At 57.1% G+C, this 18,305-nt stretch carries 18 protein-coding genes; 14 read left to right on the top strand and 4 right to left on the bottom strand.

From position 1 onward, the window contains the following. The 11 genes from murD to PHC90_06060 all read left to right on the top strand — a co-directional run bounded on the left by murD (window position 1) and on the right by PHC90_06060 (window position 11,826). Window positions 1-1,326, top strand: coding sequence for a UDP-N-acetylmuramoyl-L-alanine--D-glutamate ligase (gene murD, locus PHC90_06110; protein ID MDD3845920.1), 1,326 nt, complete (start codon window positions 1-3; stop codon window positions 1,324-1,326). Then, entirely contained in the window at window positions 1,323-2,111 is a 789-nt protein-coding gene (locus tag PHC90_06105; protein MDD3845919.1) for a hypothetical protein, read from the top strand. The genes murD and PHC90_06105 overlap by 4 nt, the downstream gene beginning before the upstream one ends. Then, window positions 2,108-3,175, top strand: a complete 1,068-nt coding sequence (gene murG, locus PHC90_06100; GenBank protein ID MDD3845918.1) for an undecaprenyldiphospho-muramoylpentapeptide beta-N-acetylglucosaminyltransferase — start codon at window positions 2,108-2,110, stop codon at window positions 3,173-3,175. Before PHC90_06105 ends, murG begins: the two co-directional genes overlap by 4 nt. Then, a complete protein-coding gene (murC, locus tag PHC90_06095; protein MDD3845917.1) occupies window positions 3,162-4,538 on the top strand; it encodes a UDP-N-acetylmuramate--L-alanine ligase in 1,377 nt (458 codons plus the stop codon). The genes murG and murC overlap by 14 nt, the downstream gene beginning before the upstream one ends. Continuing rightward, on the top strand, window positions 4,520-5,416 hold the full coding sequence (gene murB / locus PHC90_06090; protein MDD3845916.1) for a UDP-N-acetylmuramate dehydrogenase: 897 nt from the start codon (window positions 4,520-4,522) through the stop codon (window positions 5,414-5,416). The genes murC and murB overlap by 19 nt, the downstream gene beginning before the upstream one ends. Then, window positions 5,409-6,317: a D-alanine--D-alanine ligase gene (locus tag PHC90_06085; protein ID MDD3845915.1), complete on the top strand. Its 909-nt coding sequence runs from the start codon at window positions 5,409-5,411 to the stop codon at window positions 6,315-6,317. Before murB ends, PHC90_06085 begins: the two co-directional genes overlap by 8 nt. After that, window positions 6,314-7,015 carry an FtsQ-type POTRA domain-containing protein gene (locus tag PHC90_06080; GenBank protein MDD3845914.1) on the top strand — a complete coding sequence of 234 codons (702 nt, stop codon included), beginning with the start codon at window positions 6,314-6,316 and terminating at the stop codon, window positions 7,013-7,015. The genes PHC90_06085 and PHC90_06080 overlap by 4 nt, the downstream gene beginning before the upstream one ends. Before the next feature lie 4 nt (window positions 7,016-7,019). Then, window positions 7,020-8,264 carry a cell division protein FtsA gene (gene ftsA, locus PHC90_06075; GenBank protein ID MDD3845913.1) on the top strand — a complete coding sequence of 415 codons (1,245 nt, stop codon included), beginning with the start codon at window positions 7,020-7,022 and terminating at the stop codon, window positions 8,262-8,264. Window positions 8,265-8,283: 19 nt separating this feature from the next. Beyond that, window positions 8,284-9,441 carry a cell division protein FtsZ gene (gene ftsZ / locus PHC90_06070; GenBank protein ID MDD3845912.1) on the top strand — a complete coding sequence of 386 codons (1,158 nt, stop codon included), beginning with the start codon at window positions 8,284-8,286 and terminating at the stop codon, window positions 9,439-9,441. Window positions 9,442-9,680: 239 nt separating this feature from the next. Next, complete coding sequence (locus tag PHC90_06065; protein MDD3845911.1) at window positions 9,681-11,288, top strand: radical SAM protein; 1,608 nt, start codon at window positions 9,681-9,683, stop codon at window positions 11,286-11,288. A 100-nt stretch (window positions 11,289-11,388) separates the two neighbouring features. Continuing rightward, the gene (locus tag PHC90_06060; protein ID MDD3845910.1) at window positions 11,389-11,826 is read left to right on the top strand and encodes a single-stranded DNA-binding protein; all 438 of its coding nucleotides are present in this window, start codon (window positions 11,389-11,391) and stop codon (window positions 11,824-11,826) included. Between the two features lie 11 nt (window positions 11,827-11,837). Here the strand turns inward: PHC90_06060 and mtgA are convergent, their stop codons facing one another. Next, entirely contained in the window at window positions 11,838-12,698 is an 861-nt protein-coding gene (gene mtgA / locus PHC90_06055; protein ID MDD3845909.1) for a monofunctional biosynthetic peptidoglycan transglycosylase, read from the bottom strand. 150 nt (window positions 12,699-12,848) lie between these two features. Here mtgA and gatB point away from each other — a divergent pair, with 150 nt between their 5' ends. The 3 genes from gatB (at window position 12,849) to PHC90_06040 (ending at window position 16,237) form a co-directional block, all read left to right on the top strand. Continuing rightward, window positions 12,849-14,297, top strand: a complete 1,449-nt coding sequence (gatB, locus tag PHC90_06050) for an Asp-tRNA(Asn)/Glu-tRNA(Gln) amidotransferase subunit GatB (protein ID MDD3845908.1) — start codon at window positions 12,849-12,851, stop codon at window positions 14,295-14,297. Between the two features lie 135 nt (window positions 14,298-14,432). Further along, window positions 14,433-15,455: an S-methyl-5-thioribose-1-phosphate isomerase gene (mtnA, locus tag PHC90_06045; GenBank protein MDD3845907.1), complete on the top strand. Its 1,023-nt coding sequence runs from the start codon at window positions 14,433-14,435 to the stop codon at window positions 15,453-15,455. Window positions 15,456-15,466: 11 nt separating this feature from the next. Beyond that, window positions 15,467-16,237: an SAM-dependent chlorinase/fluorinase gene (locus PHC90_06040; protein ID MDD3845906.1), complete on the top strand. Its 771-nt coding sequence runs from the start codon at window positions 15,467-15,469 to the stop codon at window positions 16,235-16,237. Here PHC90_06040 and PHC90_06035 read toward each other — a convergent pair. The 3 genes from PHC90_06035 to sixA are packed head-to-tail and all read right to left on the bottom strand — an operon-like array spanning window position 16,224 to window position 18,271. Beyond that, a complete protein-coding gene (locus PHC90_06035; protein MDD3845905.1) occupies window positions 16,224-16,427 on the bottom strand; it encodes a hypothetical protein in 204 nt (67 codons plus the stop codon). The two genes, PHC90_06040 and PHC90_06035, sit on opposite strands and share 14 nt — an antisense overlap. A gap of 18 nt (window positions 16,428-16,445) precedes the next feature. Beyond that, window positions 16,446-17,813, bottom strand: coding sequence for a DNA recombination protein RmuC (rmuC, locus tag PHC90_06030; protein MDD3845904.1), 1,368 nt, complete (start codon window positions 17,811-17,813; stop codon window positions 16,446-16,448). After that, entirely contained in the window at window positions 17,807-18,271 is a 465-nt protein-coding gene (gene sixA / locus PHC90_06025; GenBank protein MDD3845903.1) for a phosphohistidine phosphatase SixA, read from the bottom strand. Before sixA ends, rmuC begins: the two co-directional genes overlap by 7 nt. Window positions 18,272-18,305 lie beyond the last annotated feature (34 nt).

The raw sequence follows: 18,305 nt of genomic DNA, 5'->3' as shown, positions 1-18,305 counted from the left end.
ATGGATATACCTGACCGCATATTGATCGTAGGACTCGGCGCCTCGGGGATAGCCGCGGCGCGCTTCCTTTCCCGGGCGGGAAAGACGATCGGAATTGCCGACGAAAAAGACCAGGCACAGCTTGCGGGCGCCCTCAAGGACCTCGAAGGCGTCGCCTTCTCCGGCCACTTCGGGCCCCACCGCGAGGAAGACTTCACCCTTTATTCCATGATCGTCCTCAGCCCCGGCGTCGACAGCGAGCATCGGGTCCTCAAAAGAGCGCGCCAGTCGGGGGTGCGGGTCATCGGCGAGATGGAGCTTGCCGCATCCTTCATTGATGAACCCATTGTAGCGATCACCGGCACGAACGGCAAAACGACGACAACGACCCTTATCGGCGAGATCTTCAAAAGGGCCTTCGGCTCCGCCTTCGTGGGAGGGAATATAGGGAATCCGCTTATCAATTACGTCGCCGACGGGGAAAAGGCATCCCACGTCATCGTCGAGGTGAGCAGCTTCCAGCTCGAAACCATAGAGACCTTCAGGCCCGCGACAGCGGTGCTTCTCAACATCACCGAAGATCATCTTGACCGCTACCGCAGCTATGACGAGTACAAAGGCGCAAAATACCGCATCTTCGACAACCAGAGGGAAGGGGATTTCGCCGTCGTGAAGAAGGGGCTCGAGGTCGTCATGAAGGGCACCCCCCGGATCCTTCCCTTCTCGGTGACAGACGAACTCGATGAGGGTGCCTTCTCAAAGAACGGCAGGCTCTATGTCCGTCTTGACGGGCAGGAAGCCTCGTGGTCGAGAGACATCTCCCCGCTGGCGGGCATCCACAATACAGAGAACATCCTTTCCGCCCTCCTTGCGGCCCGCATCCACGGCGCAGACACGGGTGCCATTGAAGAGGCGCTGAAGGCCTTCCGGGGGCTCTCCCACAGGGTCGAGTTCATCCGCACCCTCCGGGGCGTCTCCTTTTACAACGATTCCAAGGCAACCAACGTGGATGCCACGAAAAGGGCGCTCGAGGGAATGGAAGGGGGCATCATCCTCATCGCGGGAGGAAAGGACAAGGGCGGAAGCTACCGGGCCATCCGCGAGGAGGCCGGGAAGATAAGGGCCCTCATCGCCATAGGCGAGGCACAGGACAGGATCGCTTCCGAACTCGGCGACGCCATACCCACCTACCTCGAAAGGGACATGACCGCCGCCGTTTATCAGGCTCTGGCAAAGGCCGGACAGGGAGATTCGGTCATTTTATCGCCCATGTGCAGCAGCTTTGACATGTTCAAGGACTACAAGGACAGGGGAAACACCTTCCGGAGGATAGTGGAGGCACTATGAAAAAGGTCCTTATCGCCATATTGTCGCTCCTTCTCGTGTACAGCTTTTTCCAGGAGTACAACGTCGAGAGGGTCCTTGTCATCATTGCCGGAGCGGCTGCGGGCTTCGCCATTTTCCGGCTCCCCCAGCGCTATGTCGAGTCCATGAAGTACCCTCTCATCGTCATGTCCTTCATGGTCACCGTCCTTTTCTTCTTCTACCCGAAGCTGGCCGTTCCGGAGATCGCCCGGATGGCCATCGTCTTTGTCTCTTTCTACGCCTTCATATTCTATCTCACAGGCATGGAAGAGAAAAACCAGGACTTCTTCAAAGAGGTGATGGCCCTTTCGATCCTCTTCTTCTCATCGGGTTTCAACCTTTACATAACGGGCAGGCTGGTCTTCATGATATCTTTCGCAGCGGCCCTTATCCTCTTCCTCTTCATCATCGGCAGGCACCGGATCATACCTTTCATCGCCGCCTACGCCATCATCGCGGCCTTCATGGTATACCGGCAGGGCTCCGGTATCCTGGGAAGCGGCCTCACGGGGCTCTCCGAGATCAACAGGTACATACTTCTCGGGGCGTCCTTCGCCCTCCTGGCCACAAGTTTCGCCCTCATCATGAAGAAGAGCACTTTTTCCACCATGCTGCCCTTTCTCGGGTTCCTCTATATCGCCATGGACATCCTCCTCGTCGTGGGAATCAGATTCTCCACGGGGCTCCTCTACCAGCCGGTCCTTTTCGTCGCCATGCTCGTCCCCCTTGCGGGAACCATGCTGAAGGGCGAAGGGGGGAGATCATGAGGCTCGTCATATCCGCAGGCGGGACAGGGGGGCACATCTTTCCGGGAATAGCCGTCGCCGAGGAACTCATGGCGCAAAACGCGGGCAACAACGTCCTGTTCATCGGGACGCCCTACGGCCTTGAAGGGAAGATCATACCCGATGCAGGATTCAGGCTCCATCTCATCGAGGCACACCAGTTCCTGGGACGCTCTCCCGTCCACAAGGCTATCACCCTTCTGAGGATAGCGAAAGGCATCGTGATGTGCCTTAAGATCCTCAAGGCAGAAAAGCCCGATGCCATCCTCGGCATGGGCGGGTTCACCTCGGTGCCTGTCATAGTCGCGGGAAGGATGCTCGCCATCCCCTCCTTCATCCATGAACAGAACGTCCAGCCGGGTCTTGCCAACAAGCTCCTTTCAAAGATAACCCGCAAGGTCTTCATCAGTTTCGACGAAACAAAGAAGCATCTCCCGGCGGCGCGCACCGTCCACAGCGGCAATCCTTTGCGGCAGAAGCTCAAGAAGCTCGAAGGTCTAAAGGAACCGGGTTCCTTCGGCATCTTCGTCTTCGGCGGGTCGCGGGGCGCGAAGAGCATCAACGATGCCGTCCTGTCCCTCTTGCCGCTGCTCGAAGGACAGCCGGGCGTGGTCATCTACCATCAGACAGGAACAGATGATCTGGACCGGGTAAGGGACGCCTATGCGAAGAGTTCCCTCCCCCATGAGGTCTTTGCCTTCACAGATGAAATGGAAAGGTACTACGCCCTCAGCGATGTCGTCATCGCGCGGGCGGGCGCCACGACCATTTTCGAACTCGCCTTCTTCCAAAAGGCGGCCATACTCATCCCCTACCCTTATTCGGCCGGCAACCACCAGTGGCAGAACGCCGCGCAGGTGGAGGAGGCGGGCGGCTGTTATCTCGTAGGCAACGACGAGGCGACGGGAGACAGGCTCTTCGGTGTCATCGCGCAGCTCATGAAAGACCGGACCCTCATGGAAAAGATGGGCAGCAACCTGGGGAAGATATTCGTGGAAGACGCCGCGTTGCGTATCATTGGAGGAATAGAACATGGTCTTTCATAAAATAGAACGGGTCCACTTCGTGGGCATCGGCGGCATCGGAATGAGCGGTATCGCGGAGGTGCTCATCAATCTCGGTTTCAAGGTTACAGGTTCCGATATACGCCGCACGGATATAACGGAGCGTCTTGGGTCGCTTGGTGCGACCATCTTTCAGGGCCACAACGAGGAGAACATCATCGATTGCGACGTGGTGGTCGTCTCATCGGCGGTGAGGCCCGACAACCCGGAGGTAAAAAAAGCCCGGGAGCTTTTCATTCCCGTCATCCAGCGGGCGGAGATGCTCGCCGAGTTGATGCGCATGAAATACTCCGTGGCCGTTGCCGGCGCCCATGGGAAAACGACCACGACGTCCCTTGTCTCCTCCATCCTCGGCCATGCCGGCCTGGATCCGACCTGCGTCATAGGGGGAAAGCTGAACAGCCTGGGGAGCAACGCAAAGCTGGGGGACAGCAAGTTCCTCGTCGCCGAAGCGGATGAGAGCGACGGCACATTCCTGCTCCTTTATCCCACCATTGCCGTCGCAACCAACATAGACCTCGAACACCTCGATTTCTACAAGGACATGAATGAGATCAAGGCAGCCTTCCTTGCCTTCCTCAACAAGGTTCCCTTCTACGGCGTCAACATCATCTGCATGGATAACGCGAACATTCAGAGTATTATCCCCATGCTCAAGCGACGCTATACGACCTACGGTCTGTCCAAGCAGGCCGACCTCAGAGCGGACAACATCTCTTACGAGGGTTTCCTGACAAGATTCAGGGTCATATATAAAGGATACGACCTCGGGGAGATCAAACTCACCCTCCCCGGCATACACAACGTCGTCAATGCTCTCGCCGCCTGCGGCGTCGCCATCGAACTCGACATACCCTTCCGCACGATACAGGAGGCGCTCGGGAATTTCTCGGGCATCCATCGCAGGCTGGAGATAAAGTGGGACGGGGACATAAAGCTCATAGACGACTACGGCCACCACCCCACGGAGATCAAGGCGACCCTGTCGGCCATCCGGAAGATGTGGAAGGACCGCATCATCGTCGCCTTTCAGCCGCACCGCTACACGAGGACCCAGGCGCTGATGGAGCAATTCGCCACCTCCTTCAACGAGGCGGATATCCTGGTCCTCACCGAGATATACGCGGCGTCGGAGGACCCCATCGAGGGGATAACGGGGGCGAACCTCGCCGAGAACATACGGGCGAGCGGGCACAAGAACGTCATCTTCGCTCCCACACGGGACGATGTGATAGAGAAGATACTCGAGAACGCACGGGCAGGAGACGTCGTCGTCACACTGGGCGCCGGCGACCTCTACAAAATTGACGAGAGACTGAAAAGCACATGGACTGGAAAGGAATAAAGGGGACGGTACTGACAGAGGTACCCATGAAACGCTACACCTCGATGAGGGTTGGCGGGCCGGCGCAGCTGCTTCTCTATCCCGCCGGAAGGGCCGATTTTTCCGCTATGGTGCGGCGCCTCGCCGACGACGGCACCCCCTACCGCTTCCTGGGCAACGGTACGAATATCGTCGTCAGTGACGAAGGGATACGAGCGGCGCTGATAAGGATAACCAAAATGAACCGCCTTCATTTCCAGAAAACCCCCGATGGCGCCGTCGCCGACGTAGGCGGAGGGTATTCCCTGAAGAGGTTCATAAGCGAGTGCGCAAAACGGGGCCTCGGAGGCCTTGAAAAACTATACTGGATACCCGGCAGCGTCGGCGGCGGCATCAGGATGAACGCCGGGAGTTTCGGCCAGTCGATATCGGATACCGTTATCGGGATCGATGTCCTGAACAGACGCGGCGAGATCATTGAAAAGGCGATCCGGTCCCAGGATTTCGGCTATCGCACCTCACCTGTGGGGCCGCATGAATGCGTCATCAGCGGCAGATTCCGTCTCAGGACCGCCGACGTGGAAGAGCTCGAAAGCGACATGGACCGCGTGTACCGGGAAAGAAAGGAACGCCACCCCATGGAATACCCTTCGGCGGGGTCGGTCTTCAAAGCGGTCCAGGGCCGATCGGCCTGGTGGTTCGTGGAAAAGGCGGGCCTGAGAGGGTACCGCATAGGCGATGCCTGCGTCTCGGAGAAACACACCAACTTCATCGTGAACCTGGGGCACGCACGGGCCCGCGACATTGCGGCCCTCATTGAAAAGATAAAACAGGAGGTCCACTCGAAGCTTGGGGTAAAGCTCGAAGAAGAGGTGGAGCTCTGGGGGTTCAATGGATAGTAACAGCTTCAAAAATATGAAGATAGGCGTCCTTCTGGGAGGAAGGTCGTCGGAGCGGACAATATCCCTCAAAAGCGGCGGCGCCGTTCTGGAGAGCCTTGCCAGATCGGGATATGACGCAGTCGCCATCGATGCCAGGGAACGCCTCGTCGAAAAACTCAAAAAGGAGAAGGTCGGTGCCGCCTTCATCGTTCTCCATGGCAGATGGGGCGAGGACGGTACCGTCCAGGGCCTCCTTGAGATCATGGGGATACCCTACACGGGCCCCGGCGTCCTCGGTTCATCGGCAGCGATGGACAAGGCCGTTATGAAGTACATTCTCCAAGCGACGGGCATCCCCACGCCGGCCTACGTTATAGCGGGAGAGGGCGAGAGGATCGCCTTGAAGCCGCCCTTCGTCGTCAAGCCCGCGAACGAGGGATCGACGATCGGCATATCTCTGGTCCACAAGACAAAGGACGTGCCCGCCGCCATGGATCTCGCCCTGAAATATGACAGGAAGATCGTCGTCGAGGAGTTCGTATCGGGTCAGGAGATCACCGTGGCGGTCATAAACGGAAGGGCCCTTCCCGTCATCGAGGTGCGGCCGCTTTCCGGTTTTTACGATTTCGAATCAAAGTATACCAGGGGGAAGACGGAATATATCGTCCCCGCAAAAATATCACGGCATGTGGCGAAAAAAGCCCAGGCCATCGCCATGGACGTCTACCGGAGTTTCGGCCTCTCAGGATGCGTGCGAACAGACATGCTCATCAGGGACGGCATACCCCTCGTCATCGACATCAACACGTCTCCGGGGATGACGGAAACCTCTCTCGTCCCCAAGGCTTGGGCCCACGAGGGAAGGACATTTGATGAGCTTATCGAAGAAATACTGACGGGGGCATCGCTGAAGACATGAAAAAGCTTCTTTACACACTCTTCATCGGGCCGGTGTGCATCCTTTCGATGCTGTCCATCGCCTACCTGTTCTCCCGGGAGGAACCCCTCTTTTTTCTGCAGAACATAAAGGTGAACGGTTTGAGCCAGCTCGGCGACAAGGAGACGATGGCAAAGATAACCCCTCACCTCACGGAAAGCATTTTCAAGGTGGACGTGGCAAAGGTCCGGGAAGCTCTCACATCCCATCCCTTCGTGAAGGAAGTAAGCGTGAAGAGGGTCTATCCCTTCTCCATCATCATCGACGTCAGGGAAAAGACTCCTTCTGCCCTCTGGGTCGCCGGCGACGGCTCCATTTACGTCCTCGATGAAGAAGGAGAGCCCTATCGCTTCCTTGGAAAGGATGAGGTCCAGGGCCTCTATCTCATCAGCACCCGGGACAGGTCCGACGTGAAGAAGGTCTTCAACGAGACGAACGGTTTTATAACCGAGGATCTCCTGAAAAAAGGACAGATCTCGGAGGTATCCTACCGGGACGGCGGCCTTACCATCTTCGGACTCAAGGACGGAGTGGAGATAATACTCGGCAGAGAAGACCACAGGAAAAGATTGAAAAGGGCCATGGCAGTCCTTCGGGACGCGGCCAAGCGGGGCCTTGTCATAAAATGCATCGATGCGCGCTTCGAAAAGGGCGCCATAATCCAGGAGAGAAAGGGGTGATAGGGTGAAGGACGACGAACAGCTCCTCGTGGGGCTTGACATTGGGACGACAAAGATCTGCGTGGTCGTCGGAAAGGCGTCGGAAAGCCAGGTCAACATCATCGGCATCGGTTCGCACCCGTCAACGGGTCTGCGCAAAGGTGTTGTCGTCAACATGGACAGCACCGTAAATTCCATCAAGAAGGCCGTCCAGGAAGCGGAGCTCATGGCCGGCATCAAGATCGATTCATGTCTCGCCGGCATAGGGGGGGCCCATATAAAAAGCTTCAACAGCAACGGCGTCGTGGCCGTCAAGGACAGGGAGGTCCGGCCCGATGACATCGACCGCGCCATAGACGCCGCAAAGGCGGTGGCCATCCCTGCGGACAGGGAACTCATCCACGTCATCCCCCAGGAATTTATCGTCGACGACCAGGACGGGATCAGGGACCCCGTCGGCATAACGGGAGTGAGGCTCGAGGTCAAGGTGCACATCGTGACGGGCAGCATCTCCTCCGCCCAGAACATCATCAAGTGCTGCAAACTGGCGGGGCTCAACGTCGACGACGTCATACTCTGCCAGCTTGCGTCCGCCGAGGCCGTCCTCACACCCGAGGAGAAGGAGATCGGCGTCGCCGTCGTCGACATCGGCGGAGGGACGAGCGATATCGCCGTCTACGCCAGCGGCGCGATAAAGCATACGTCCGTCCTGCCTTTCGGCGGCAACAATATAACGAACGATATCGCCATCGGTCTCAGGACGCCCATCGATGACGCGGAAAAGATAAAGAAAAAATATGGCTGTGCCATGGCAAGCCTTGTCGGTCAGAACGAAACCATCGAGGTTCCGAGCGTCGGCGGGCGCAAGCCCCGGACGCTTCAGCGCAAAACATTGGCCGACATCATAGAACCAAGGGTCGAGGAGGTGGCTTCCCTCATCTACGAAGAGATAAAGAAATCGGGTCTGGAAAAGCTCCTCGCCTCCGGCGTGGTATTGACGGGCGGCTGCTCGAACCTCGACGGCCTCCCGGAGATGGCGGAGAACATATTCAACCTGCCGGCGCGAAAGGGAGACCCCACAGGCGTGGGAGGCCTTATCGACGTCGTCAACAACCCCGCCTATGCAACGGCGGTGGGGCTTTTGCTTTTTGGTTTCAAGGAGGGGAGAGGAAAGAAACGTGGGTTCGATGCGACGCGGTCGATGAGGAAGCTCTTCAGCAACCAGAAGCTGCTCACGAAAATGAAAGACTGGTTTAAAGAAATCTTCTAGGAGGTGCGAGGTGAGTGGAATGTTCTACATGGACGAGAGCAACGGATTTTCGGCAAAACTCATAGTGGTCGGCGTTGGAGGGGGTGGCTGCAACGCGCTCAACAACATGGTTCAATCGGGGGTTCAGGGCGTGGAGTTCATCGCCGTCAACACCGATATCAAATCGTTGAGTGCGTGCAAGGCTCCCATCAAGATCCAGATCGGCACGAAACTGACAGAGGGTCTCGGAGCGGGAGCGAATCCCGAGGTGGGCAAGAAATCCGCCCTCGAGGATGTCGACAAGATCAAGGACCATCTCAAGGGAGCACACATGGTCTTTATCACCTGCGGCCTCGGCGGCGGAACCGGAACCGGAGCGTCACCCGTCATCGCCGAGATAGCAAGGGAAGTCGGGGCCCTTACCGTGGCCATCACCACGAAACCCTTTGCCTTTGAAGGAAAGGACAGGATGACGCAGTCGGAGAACGGCGTCGTTCAGCTGAAATCGCGTGTCGACTCCCTCATCACCATACCGAACCAGAGACTTCTTTCCATAGGCGGCAAGCATATGACGATCATGGAGGCCTTTCTCAAGGCGGATGAGGTCCTTCTCAATGCCGTCAGGAGCATCTCCGACCTCATCGTCGGATCCGGCCATGTCGTCGTCGACTTTGCCGACGTGAAGACGATCATGAGCGAACGGGGCATGGCGATCATGGGCATCGGCGAGTCAACGGGCGAGAACAGGGCCCGCGACGCGGCCCAGAAGGCCATATCGAGCCCGCTCCTCGAAGACATCTCCATCCACGGCGCCCGCGGCGTTCTCATCAACGTCACCGGCAACACCGATATGACCCTGATGGAAGTCAGCGAGGCTTCCACCCTCATTCAGGAACAGGCCCACGAGGATGCGAAGATCATCTGGGGTCTCGTCTATGATGAGTCCATGCAGGATTCCTTAAGGATAACCGTCATAGCCACCGGCTTCGAGGAACGCGCCGTCATCGACGAAGACAAGACGGAGCCCTTCCTCCGCGGCAAGCTCTTTGACGACGAGAACGTCCCGTCCTTCATCAAAAAGAAGGTGGCCATCGACTACAAGGTCGACTATAAAGAGATCAGGCAGAAAAGCGACACCATCGACATCGATGATGACCGCTACGACATTCCGACATTCCTCAGGAAGCAGGCAGACTAACCTCCTGAAAAGAGGGGTGGCGAAAGCTCTCGTCCCGCCACCCCTCAAAACTCACCAGAAGATAATAACCAATAATCAAATCTCAATGACCAGATGAACGACAAGAAACGAAGCGAGCTGTGTCCTGGCCGGTAACTCATGATCGGTCATTTTGCATGAGTCAGCCTCTTCCCGGACGATCCAGGGGTTTTTCCATAACCTATCACTCATGACCTGTTTCATGCTATTCTGGTTACGTTATGGTTCAGAAACACACAGGTAAGGCCGGTGAGCGAAGAGATTACCTTCTCGGGGAAAAAGGCACCGTCCGCAAGAAATGGGGAGGCAGGATACCCGTTGTTGTTGTTTTTCCCAACTCCTATCATGTGGGGATGTCGAACCTTGCGACGCATATCCTTTACAAGACGCTGAATGACCGCGATGATATTGTGTGCGAACGGCTCTTCTATGAGGAGGGCAGACCCCTTGTCTCGCTGGAGAGTTCGCGGCCCCTTTCCTCCTTCGAGATCGCCTTCTTCACCCTTTCCTTTGAACTCGACTACCCGAATATCCTCAGAATACTCGAAGACTCGGAAGTACCCGCTTTTTCACGGGAACGGCCGAAGGAAGACCCTCTTCTTGTCGCCGGGGGGATCTGCGTCATTTCCAATCCGGAACCTCTTTCGCCCTTTTTCGATCTCATGGTGATGGGCGACATCGAGGCAACCGTCCCCTCTCTCATGGAACGCTTCATTGCGGTCCGGGCATCCGGAAAGGAAAGTGTCATTGGTGAGCTGGAAACGCTTCCCTTTGTCTATAACCCTGACAATTTGTCGCTGAAGCATGCCGAGGGCGGACAGATCGAAGCCTTTGAGCCGGCCGATTTCGCCGTTACCGTAGAGCGCTACCGGGGGGAAACCCTCGGTACGTCCGTCATTACCTCATCGAACACCGAGTTCGCCGACATGACCCTCGTGGAAGGGACCCGAGGATGCCCCTCGCGCTGTTCTTTCTGTCTTCTCGGCAACCTCTACGGCTTTCGGACCGAGGATGTCGAGGCCGCGGTAGGGGACGCAAGGGACGTCGGTATTATCGGGGGAGGGATCTCCTTTCACCCGCGCATTGCGGATATCGTCGGCGGCCTCCGGTCCCGGGGCATAGGCGTGCACCTCCCCTCCCTTCGCCTTGACAAGGTCCCCCTCGGCCTCATCGAGCTGATCAAGGACGACGTGAAGACCCTCACCTTCGGCGTGGAGGCGGCAACGGAGCGCCTGCGCAGGCTCCTTGGCAAACCCATGAAGGATGAGGAGGTGATCTCGCGCATTGACGCCATTATGACCCTGAAGTCCTTCAACCTTAAACTCTATTTCATGATCGGACTCCCCGGCGAAACACTGGACGATATAGACAAGATACCCGGGCTGGTCAAAGGCATCCGCCACGCGATGATCAAGCGCGGCGCCCCACGAGGCGCCCTGGGCAACATCACTGTTCACGCAAGCCCCTTCGTGCCAAAACCGGCCACGCCCTTTCAATGGCTTCCCATGGCCGACATGGATGAGATGAAGCAGAAGATTTCCCGTCTCAGGAACGCCTTCAGAAAGATCGACAACACCTACTTCACCCACGATTCCATCAAGTTCAGCTTTCTTCAGGCCGCCCTCTCCCGCGGCGACCGGCGCGTCGCTGACACGGTCATACGCCTTTCCCGGGGCGACAGCCTCACCCGGATCATACGGGAAAGCTCCGTCAACCTCAGCTTCTATGCCCTTCGCGAACGCCCCTGCGACGAAACCTTCCCCTGGGACTTCATCCGCGGCACCACCCCGAAAGAAACTTTGCGCAAACGATTTGAAGCTCTCCTTTGAAACATCCTCTCGCGCACACTCGTTAACAGGCCGTTGACTTTTTCCACCGCATACTATAGGATTTGGATTATTTTCCGTCAAAATCAAGGGGGTAGGAAGAATGTCCAATCTCAATAAAGTATTGCTCATGGGACGGCTCGGAGCGGACCCGGAGCTTCGGTATACAACCGACGGCACGCCCGTTGCGACCTTTCGCATGGCCACATCGGAATCATATAAAGACAAGTCCGGCGTCAAACAGGAACGGACGGAATGGCACACCATTGTCATATGGCGCAAGCTCGCCGAGATCGCCGGTGAGTACCTGAAAAAGGGAAGGCTCGTCTATATCGAGGGCAGGATACAGTCGCGCGAATACGAAGGGCGCGACGGCGTCAAACGCAAAGTGTACGAGATAGTCGCATCCGACATGAAGATGCTTCCCACGGGCCAGGGCGGGCAGGGCCAACCTCAAGAGGAACGCCGTCCTTTCGGCGCTCCGAAGGGACAGGTCGAGGACGATTTCGTCCCCGAGATGGAAGACGACGTCCCGATGTAGGAAGACTTATCTCATTGCCCATCAGGCGCCGGTGTAGACAAAGGATCTACAGGGTTGGCGCTTTCCCTTTCGGCTGGCTGCGTGGGGACAGCTCCTTCGGTGGGTTCCTGCTGGGTGGCCACGACTTCCTCGTATTCGGGGATCACGATGCCCCTTCGTACCATGATCGCGTAGATGGCTTTCGCCCGGCGCTCGACGTAGCGTGATGTTCCGTCCACGCGGTAGCGTCTCGGGTTGGGCAGGGCCGCTGCCAGCTTTGCCGCCTCTTCGGCGGTGAGTGCCGCCGCCGACTTACCGAAGTGGCGGCGGGAAGCCACCTCGGCCCCGAAAACACCTTCCCCCCATTCGACCACGTTCAGGTAGATCTCGAGGATCCGCCTCTTTGAGAGTGTCCGCTCGAGCCTCCAGGTGATCATCGCCTCTTTGAGCTTGCGGACGGGGTTCTTGGCAGGCGTGAGGTAGAGGTTCTTCGTGAGCTGCTGACTGATGGTGCTTCCCCCCAGTTTGAACTTGCCCGATTCGAGGTTCTTTTCGAAGGCCTTCTGGATGGCCTCCCTATCGAAACCATGGTGGGACCAGAACTTATCGTCCTCCGCTATGAGAACGGCCTTCATAAGATAGGGGGATATGGCCTTCAGCGGAACCCATCGCGATTGTATCCTTATCTTCTTACCCTTCGCCCGGTATTCATCCTCGCGGTACTCCATGAAGGATGTCTTGCCCGGGTTTTGTTTCTTGAGCTTCGATACGTCGGGGTAGACCATGTAGAACCCCGCGAACCCCAGTATCAGGAGGAGCATGAGAACAATGGATATCTTGATGAAACGCAGGAGCTTCCCCGGCCTTTTCTTTTTGCCTCTTCTTTTTGCCATCTTTTACGCCCATTTTTTCTTATCACATAGCGGGCTGCATTGAAAGGCTCCTTTTCCCCGAAGAGGGCAATTTGTTTTGAAAAGACACCGTTACCTGTTGTATAGTTTCAATCATTTGTAAGCGATAGAAGACGGTGAGCGAGGTGCATCGTGGATTACGGTAATTACGAGGGCGTGATGGGTCTTGAGGTCCATGCCCATCTTCTTACGGAGAGCAAGATCTTCTGCGGCTGTTCGACGCGGTTCGGCGCACAGCCCAACAGCCATACCTGCCCTACCTGCATGGGCCTGCCGGGAGCGCTGCCGGTTCTCAACAGGAAGGTGGTCGAGTTCGCCATAAAACTGGGGCTCGCTCTTCATTGTTCCATCAACCCCAGGAGCATCTTCGCCCGGAAGAACTACTTCTACCCCGACCTGCCGAAAGGATACCAGATATCCCAGTACGAAGAACCCATCTGCGGCAGCGGATGGCTCGACATCGCCACAGAGGGTCAGACAAAGCGCATCCGCATCCTGCGCATCCACATGGAAGAGGACGCGGGCAAGCTCGTCCACGAACGCACCATCGAGACAAGCAGCTACAGCATGGTTGACTACAACCGTTCGAGCACTCCTCTTCTGGAGATTGTCAGCGAACCCGATCTGAGGACACCGGAGGAGGCGACGGCATACCTCAAGACGCTGCGCGATATCCTCATGTACCTGGAGATATGCGATGGCAACATGGAAGAAGGCAGCTTCCGCTGCGATGCCAACGTCTCGGTCAGGAAAAAGGGAGATGACGCCTTCGGTACGAGGGCGGAGCTTAAGAACCTGAACTCATTCCGTTACATCGAGAGGTCCCTCGATTACGAGATCGTCCGCCAGATAGCCCTCATCAAGAAAGGGGGCACCGTGGTTCAGGAAACGCGGCTCTTCAATGCGGAGCAGGGTGTCACCTATTCCATGCGCGGCAAGGAAGAGGCCCACGATTATCGCTATTTCCCCGAACCGGACCTTCTTCCCGTCATCGTGGACGACGCATGGGTGGAGAACGTAAGAAAGACCTTGCCCGAGCTTCCCGCGGAGAAGATGGAACGGCTCATGAAGGAATATGGCCTTCCCCGCTATGACGTGGAGATACTCGCCTCCGACAGGGAACTGGCCGCCTATTTCGAGGACGTCCTCAGGCTTTTCCCCGAGGCGAAGACAGTGAGCAACTTCATCATGACCGAACTCTTGCGGGAACTCAAGGACGGCAACGTCTCCCCCAAGGACTCCCCCGTCACACCCGCACAGCTTGCCGAACTTCTCGCACTTATCAAGGACGGCACCATCAGCAACAAGATCGGCAAGGAGATATTCCCGGAGATATACCGCACCGGCGCCTCCCCCCGGGAATATGTTAAGGAGAAGGGCCTTCTCCAGATATCCGACGAGGGGGCCATAGTCGGCATCATCGACGCTGTCATTGCCCGGTCGCCGAAAGAAGTGGCTGACTTCAGGGCCGGCAAGGAGAAACTCATCGGCTTTTTCGTGGGGCAGGTCATGAGGGAAACGAAAGGCAAGGCCAACCCGGCGCTGCTCAACGAACTGCTGCTCAAGAAACTGAAGCCATAGATTTTTTCCGCCATTTTGACGAATGCCGGAATCCAGGAAAACCCTTGGAACAGAAAGACCTCTGGATCCCGGATCAAGTCCGGGATGACGACGCAGGGAAAGCGCGGGATGACTACAAGAGAGAAGAGGTGAAGCATGACCGATCACATTTACTGGAAGAATGGTGTTCTTTACCTTCTTGATCAAAGGGAACTGCCCTTCAGGAAGACCTACGTAAAATGCAGTACCGCCGCTGACGTCATGCTTGCCATCAACAATATGACGGTCCGGGGCGCGCCGCTTCTCGGCATCGTCGCCGCCTACGGCCTGGTGCTGGGGCTGAAAGAGCGCAAAGCGGCGCGACAGTCGATCGGTGCCAGGGACGTGGCCCGCATCGCCAAAAAGCTCGGCGATACACGCCCGACGGCCGTCAACCTGTTCTGGGCCTTGAGGAGAATGACAGAGGCCTTCAAGGGCCATGCCGGCGATGCGGACATCGTGGAGGACATGCTTGGCGAGGCGCTCGCCATCCACGTTGAGGACATCGAGAACAACAGGATACTTTCCCTCTACGGCGCGGAACTTATCGACGACGGTGACACCATCATGACCCACTGCAATGCGGGAGCTCTCGCCACCGGAGGCTACGGGACAGCCCTCGGTGTCATGCGCGCCGCCCATGAATCGGGCAAGAAGATAAAGGTCATCGCGACGGAGACGCGCCCCTATATGCAGGGGTCGCGCCTGACGGTCTGGGAACTCATGCAGGAGGGCATCCCCGTCGAGCTTGTTCCCGAGAACCATGCCGGGCTTCTGTGTTCAACCAGGGCGGTGAACAAGATCATAACGGGCGCAGACAGGATAGCGGCGAACGGGGACACGGCTAACAAGATCGGCACCTTCATGATCGCCCTTGCCGCGAACGCGTACAAGATACCCTTCTACATCGCCGCCCCGGTGTCGACCTTCGACAGGACCATCGAAGACGGGAGTCATATAGTCATCGAGGAGCGTAGCGCAAGGGAAGTGAAATACCTGGATGACCGGCTCCTGACGGTCAAGGACGCAAAGGCACGGTATTTCGGATTCGACGTCACCCCGTCCCGCTGCATCACTGGCTTCATCACCGAAAAAGGCATAATCGAGAAACCTTTTAAGAAATATATCAGGATGCTTTAGCCGGCAGGCCGATGGGCGCCATCACGCTTCTCACCGATTTCGGAACGAAAGACCCCTACGTGGGCATCATGAAGGGGGTTATTCTTGCCATCAGTCCCGGCGCCACCGTCATTGACATAACCCACGAGGTGGAGCCCCAGGACATACGCGAAGCCGCCTTCCTCGTCAGTGACTGCTGGATGTATTTCCCGCCAGGGACGGTCCATGTCGTCGTCGTCGACCCTACCGTAGGCGGTGCGAGAAGACCCGTCGTCCTGTCGACGAAGGGCCATTATTTCGTCGGGCCCGACAACGGTGTATTCACGCTCCTTGCGGACGATGCCGCAAATATCCACGTCATCGAGAATCGCAATTTCATGCTTCCCACGGTAAGCTCCACCTTCCACGGCAGGGACATCTTTTCCCCTGCGGCGGCCCGCTTGTCCCGCGGCTTCGAACCTTATGCCTTCGGAAGGAAGATAACAGATCCCGTTCTTCTCGACGGCATTCATCCCGTCGCCGACGGCAGGACGCTCAGGGGTGACGTGGCGCGCTTCGACCGCTTCGGCAACGCCATCACGAACATAAAGGCCGACGCCCTCATGTCCTTCGTCAAGGATGGCCCCTTCGAGATAAGGATCGGCGAGCATTCCTTCCGGGCCCTGAGCAAGAGCTACTTCGAGGACGACATCACCTGCCTCGAGGGCAGTTCCGGTTACATAGAATTCGGGGTTTTTAGGGGGGATTTCAGGCAGAGAACGGAGGTAAGGAAAGGGGACCCGGTAACGGTCACTGTTCCATGAGGCCCAGGGCGCCTTTGAGCTTCTGCGTGGCTATCTGGATGAACTGACCTGCCTCGTCGATCTCCTTCGATACGTTGTCGAGACCGCCTGTCGCCGCGACCCTGGACCATTTCCGGTAATTCTCCGCAAGATATTCATTGTTCTCGATGAGCTGTTTCAATACGATGAGCAAACGGTCCTGTTCTTCCATCAAAAGCCTCCTTCCCACCTAACTTTCATCCTGCGCAAGGCCTCCCGCCTCGAGTTCGAGGGCATCGGCCGTGCTGAGGTCATCGATCTTTCTGAGCGGTCTTTCGAGCATATTGGTCCGTGTCGTCGCGAGAATGTCGTATTCCTTCTTGGCCGCGTCAATACGGTCACCCATGACTTTGAACTTTTCCTTGTACAGCTTCCACTGCTTCGAGAACTCGGCAAGGAGCCTGAGTATCTCCGACGCCGTCCGTTCCAGGTTGACATTCTCGATGGTCTGGCGGATCACGGCGAGAACCGCATAGAGGGTGAATGGCGAACAGAGGATGACCTTCTGTCTCAAGGCCTCGTCCATGATCGTCATGTCCGATTCCTGGATGAAACTGTACACCTGCTCGTTGGGAATGAAGATGATGACGTAATCCACGGTATTGTCCGCGGGATTGATATACTCGCGGGTCGTCACCTGTTTTATCATGACCTTTGTGTTCTTGAGCAGTTCCTCGCGGTATCTCTTCCTGTCATGGTCGGTCTCGGCATCGAGATAGTGGGTGAAATTATCGAGAGGGAACTTTACGTCCATGTTGACCCTGAGATCATTGGGGAGAAAGAAGGTGAAATCAGGCCTTCCCGGACCATTCTCCAGGGTCGTCTGCTTGACGTAGTTGATCCCTTCCACCATCCCCACGAGATGTATGACATCCTCGGCCATCCGCTCACCCCACTCGCCGCGTTTCTTTGAACTGGCGAGGGCGCGCCCAAGGTGTTCCGTGGTGTCCTTGAGCTTCGTCGTCACCTCTTCATGCTTCTTGATCAGGGTGGTCACCTCGGTGATCTTCTCGCCGCTCACCCTCCCCACCTCTTCGACGCGCCGCTGGACTTCTGTCAAGGTCTTGCCGATGGAATCGATATTCCTGTCGATGAGGTCCTTCTTGCCTTCAAGCTCCTTTTTGCCTTCAGCGGTCTGGGACTTGAGCTTCTCCTCGGCAAGCTTCATGAAATCATCGGCGTATTTCCTGAATTCGTTCGTATTGGACGCAAGGGCGTCGAGGGATAAGGCCTTGAAGGTCTCGGAAAGCTCCTTCCTGATGGCCTCGAAACGCTCCATCTCTTCCTTGAGACGCAGGTCCAAGGTTTCGCATCTCGTCAACGCCTGCACTTTGGCCTGTCTTTCCAGATCGAGCTCACCCTGGAGACGCATCGATTCGTCCCTGCCCTGCTGGTATTGCTGCCTCAGTTCGTTTACGACCGCCTCGGCGGATCCGGCTCTCGCCTCAAGCTCTGCCTGCCGGGCGCGCGAACGGGAAAACGCAAGGAGAGAGAAGACGGTCCCACCCAGCGCCACTCCGATAACAAAGGCGATAATCACCGCAAGGTAGCTCACCATATCACCTCGGGGCTCAATGCCCAGGCGATGAGCCAGTATCCGTTTCCCGCCGGTTTCAGGCAAACCGTTCCCGCCGTCTTGAAATCCATGATGGTCTTCCCCGCATCACCGAGGACGAGAAGGCCCAGCAGCCTGTCGAGGAAGGGGAGGTGGCCGACGATGGCCGTATCCTCCGTCATGGCGTTGATCCTCACCACCCATGGCGCCGGGTCGTCATTGGGGGCGAGGCCCTTCTCCTCTGTGATGCCCGTCCTGGGCCTTAAGGACTCCGCAAGGACCTCAACCGTCTGGGCGGCCCTCTTCTTCGCACTGTGGATTATGACGTCGAGCCCGACGTCCATGAAGGAAAGAAACTCTCCCATCCTCCGGGCGCTCCTTAAGCCATTGTCCGTAAGACCCCGTTCGGGGTCCTCGTCCTCGCGCTTCGCCTCACCGTGGCGCACAAGATAAAGCAACATTATCGTCCCTTCATTTTTTGTCGTTGTTTGACGG

The sequence above is a fragment of the Syntrophorhabdaceae bacterium genome, from assembly GCA_028698615.1.
Lineage (GTDB): Bacteria > Desulfobacterota > Syntrophorhabdia > Syntrophorhabdales > Syntrophorhabdaceae > Delta-02.
The sequence above is the reverse complement of the archived record's forward strand: the minus strand, read 5'-3'. Positions and strand labels throughout refer to the sequence as shown.

Coding starts and splice junctions, on each gene's coding strand:
- murD (MDD3845920.1), top strand. CDS start 1: ATGGATATACCTGACCGCATATTGATCGTAGGACTCGGCGCCTCGGGG.
- PHC90_06105 (MDD3845919.1), top strand. CDS start 1,323: ATGAAAAAGGTCCTTATCGCCATATTGTCGCTCCTTCTCGTGTACAGC.
- murG (MDD3845918.1), top strand. CDS start 2,108: ATGAGGCTCGTCATATCCGCAGGCGGGACAGGGGGGCACATCTTTCCG.
- murC (MDD3845917.1), top strand. CDS start 3,162: ATGGTCTTTCATAAAATAGAACGGGTCCACTTCGTGGGCATCGGCGGC.
- murB (MDD3845916.1), top strand. CDS start 4,520: ATGGACTGGAAAGGAATAAAGGGGACGGTACTGACAGAGGTACCCATG.
- PHC90_06085 (MDD3845915.1), top strand. CDS start 5,409: ATGGATAGTAACAGCTTCAAAAATATGAAGATAGGCGTCCTTCTGGGA.
- PHC90_06080 (MDD3845914.1), top strand. CDS start 6,314: ATGAAAAAGCTTCTTTACACACTCTTCATCGGGCCGGTGTGCATCCTT.
- ftsZ (MDD3845912.1), top strand. CDS start 8,284: ATGTTCTACATGGACGAGAGCAACGGATTTTCGGCAAAACTCATAGTG.
- PHC90_06065 (MDD3845911.1), top strand. CDS start 9,681: ATGGTTCAGAAACACACAGGTAAGGCCGGTGAGCGAAGAGATTACCTT.
- PHC90_06060 (MDD3845910.1), top strand. CDS start 11,389: ATGTCCAATCTCAATAAAGTATTGCTCATGGGACGGCTCGGAGCGGAC.
- mtgA (MDD3845909.1), bottom strand. CDS start 12,698: ATGGCAAAAAGAAGAGGCAAAAAGAAAAGGCCGGGGAAGCTCCTGCGT.
- mtnA (MDD3845907.1), top strand. CDS start 14,433: ATGACCGATCACATTTACTGGAAGAATGGTGTTCTTTACCTTCTTGAT.
- PHC90_06040 (MDD3845906.1), top strand. CDS start 15,467: ATGGGCGCCATCACGCTTCTCACCGATTTCGGAACGAAAGACCCCTAC.
- PHC90_06035 (MDD3845905.1), bottom strand. CDS start 16,427: ATGGAAGAACAGGACCGTTTGCTCATCGTATTGAAACAGCTCATCGAG.
- rmuC (MDD3845904.1), bottom strand. CDS start 17,813: ATGGTGAGCTACCTTGCGGTGATTATCGCCTTTGTTATCGGAGTGGCG.
- sixA (MDD3845903.1), bottom strand. CDS start 18,271: ATGTTGCTTTATCTTGTGCGCCACGGTGAGGCGAAGCGCGAGGACGAG.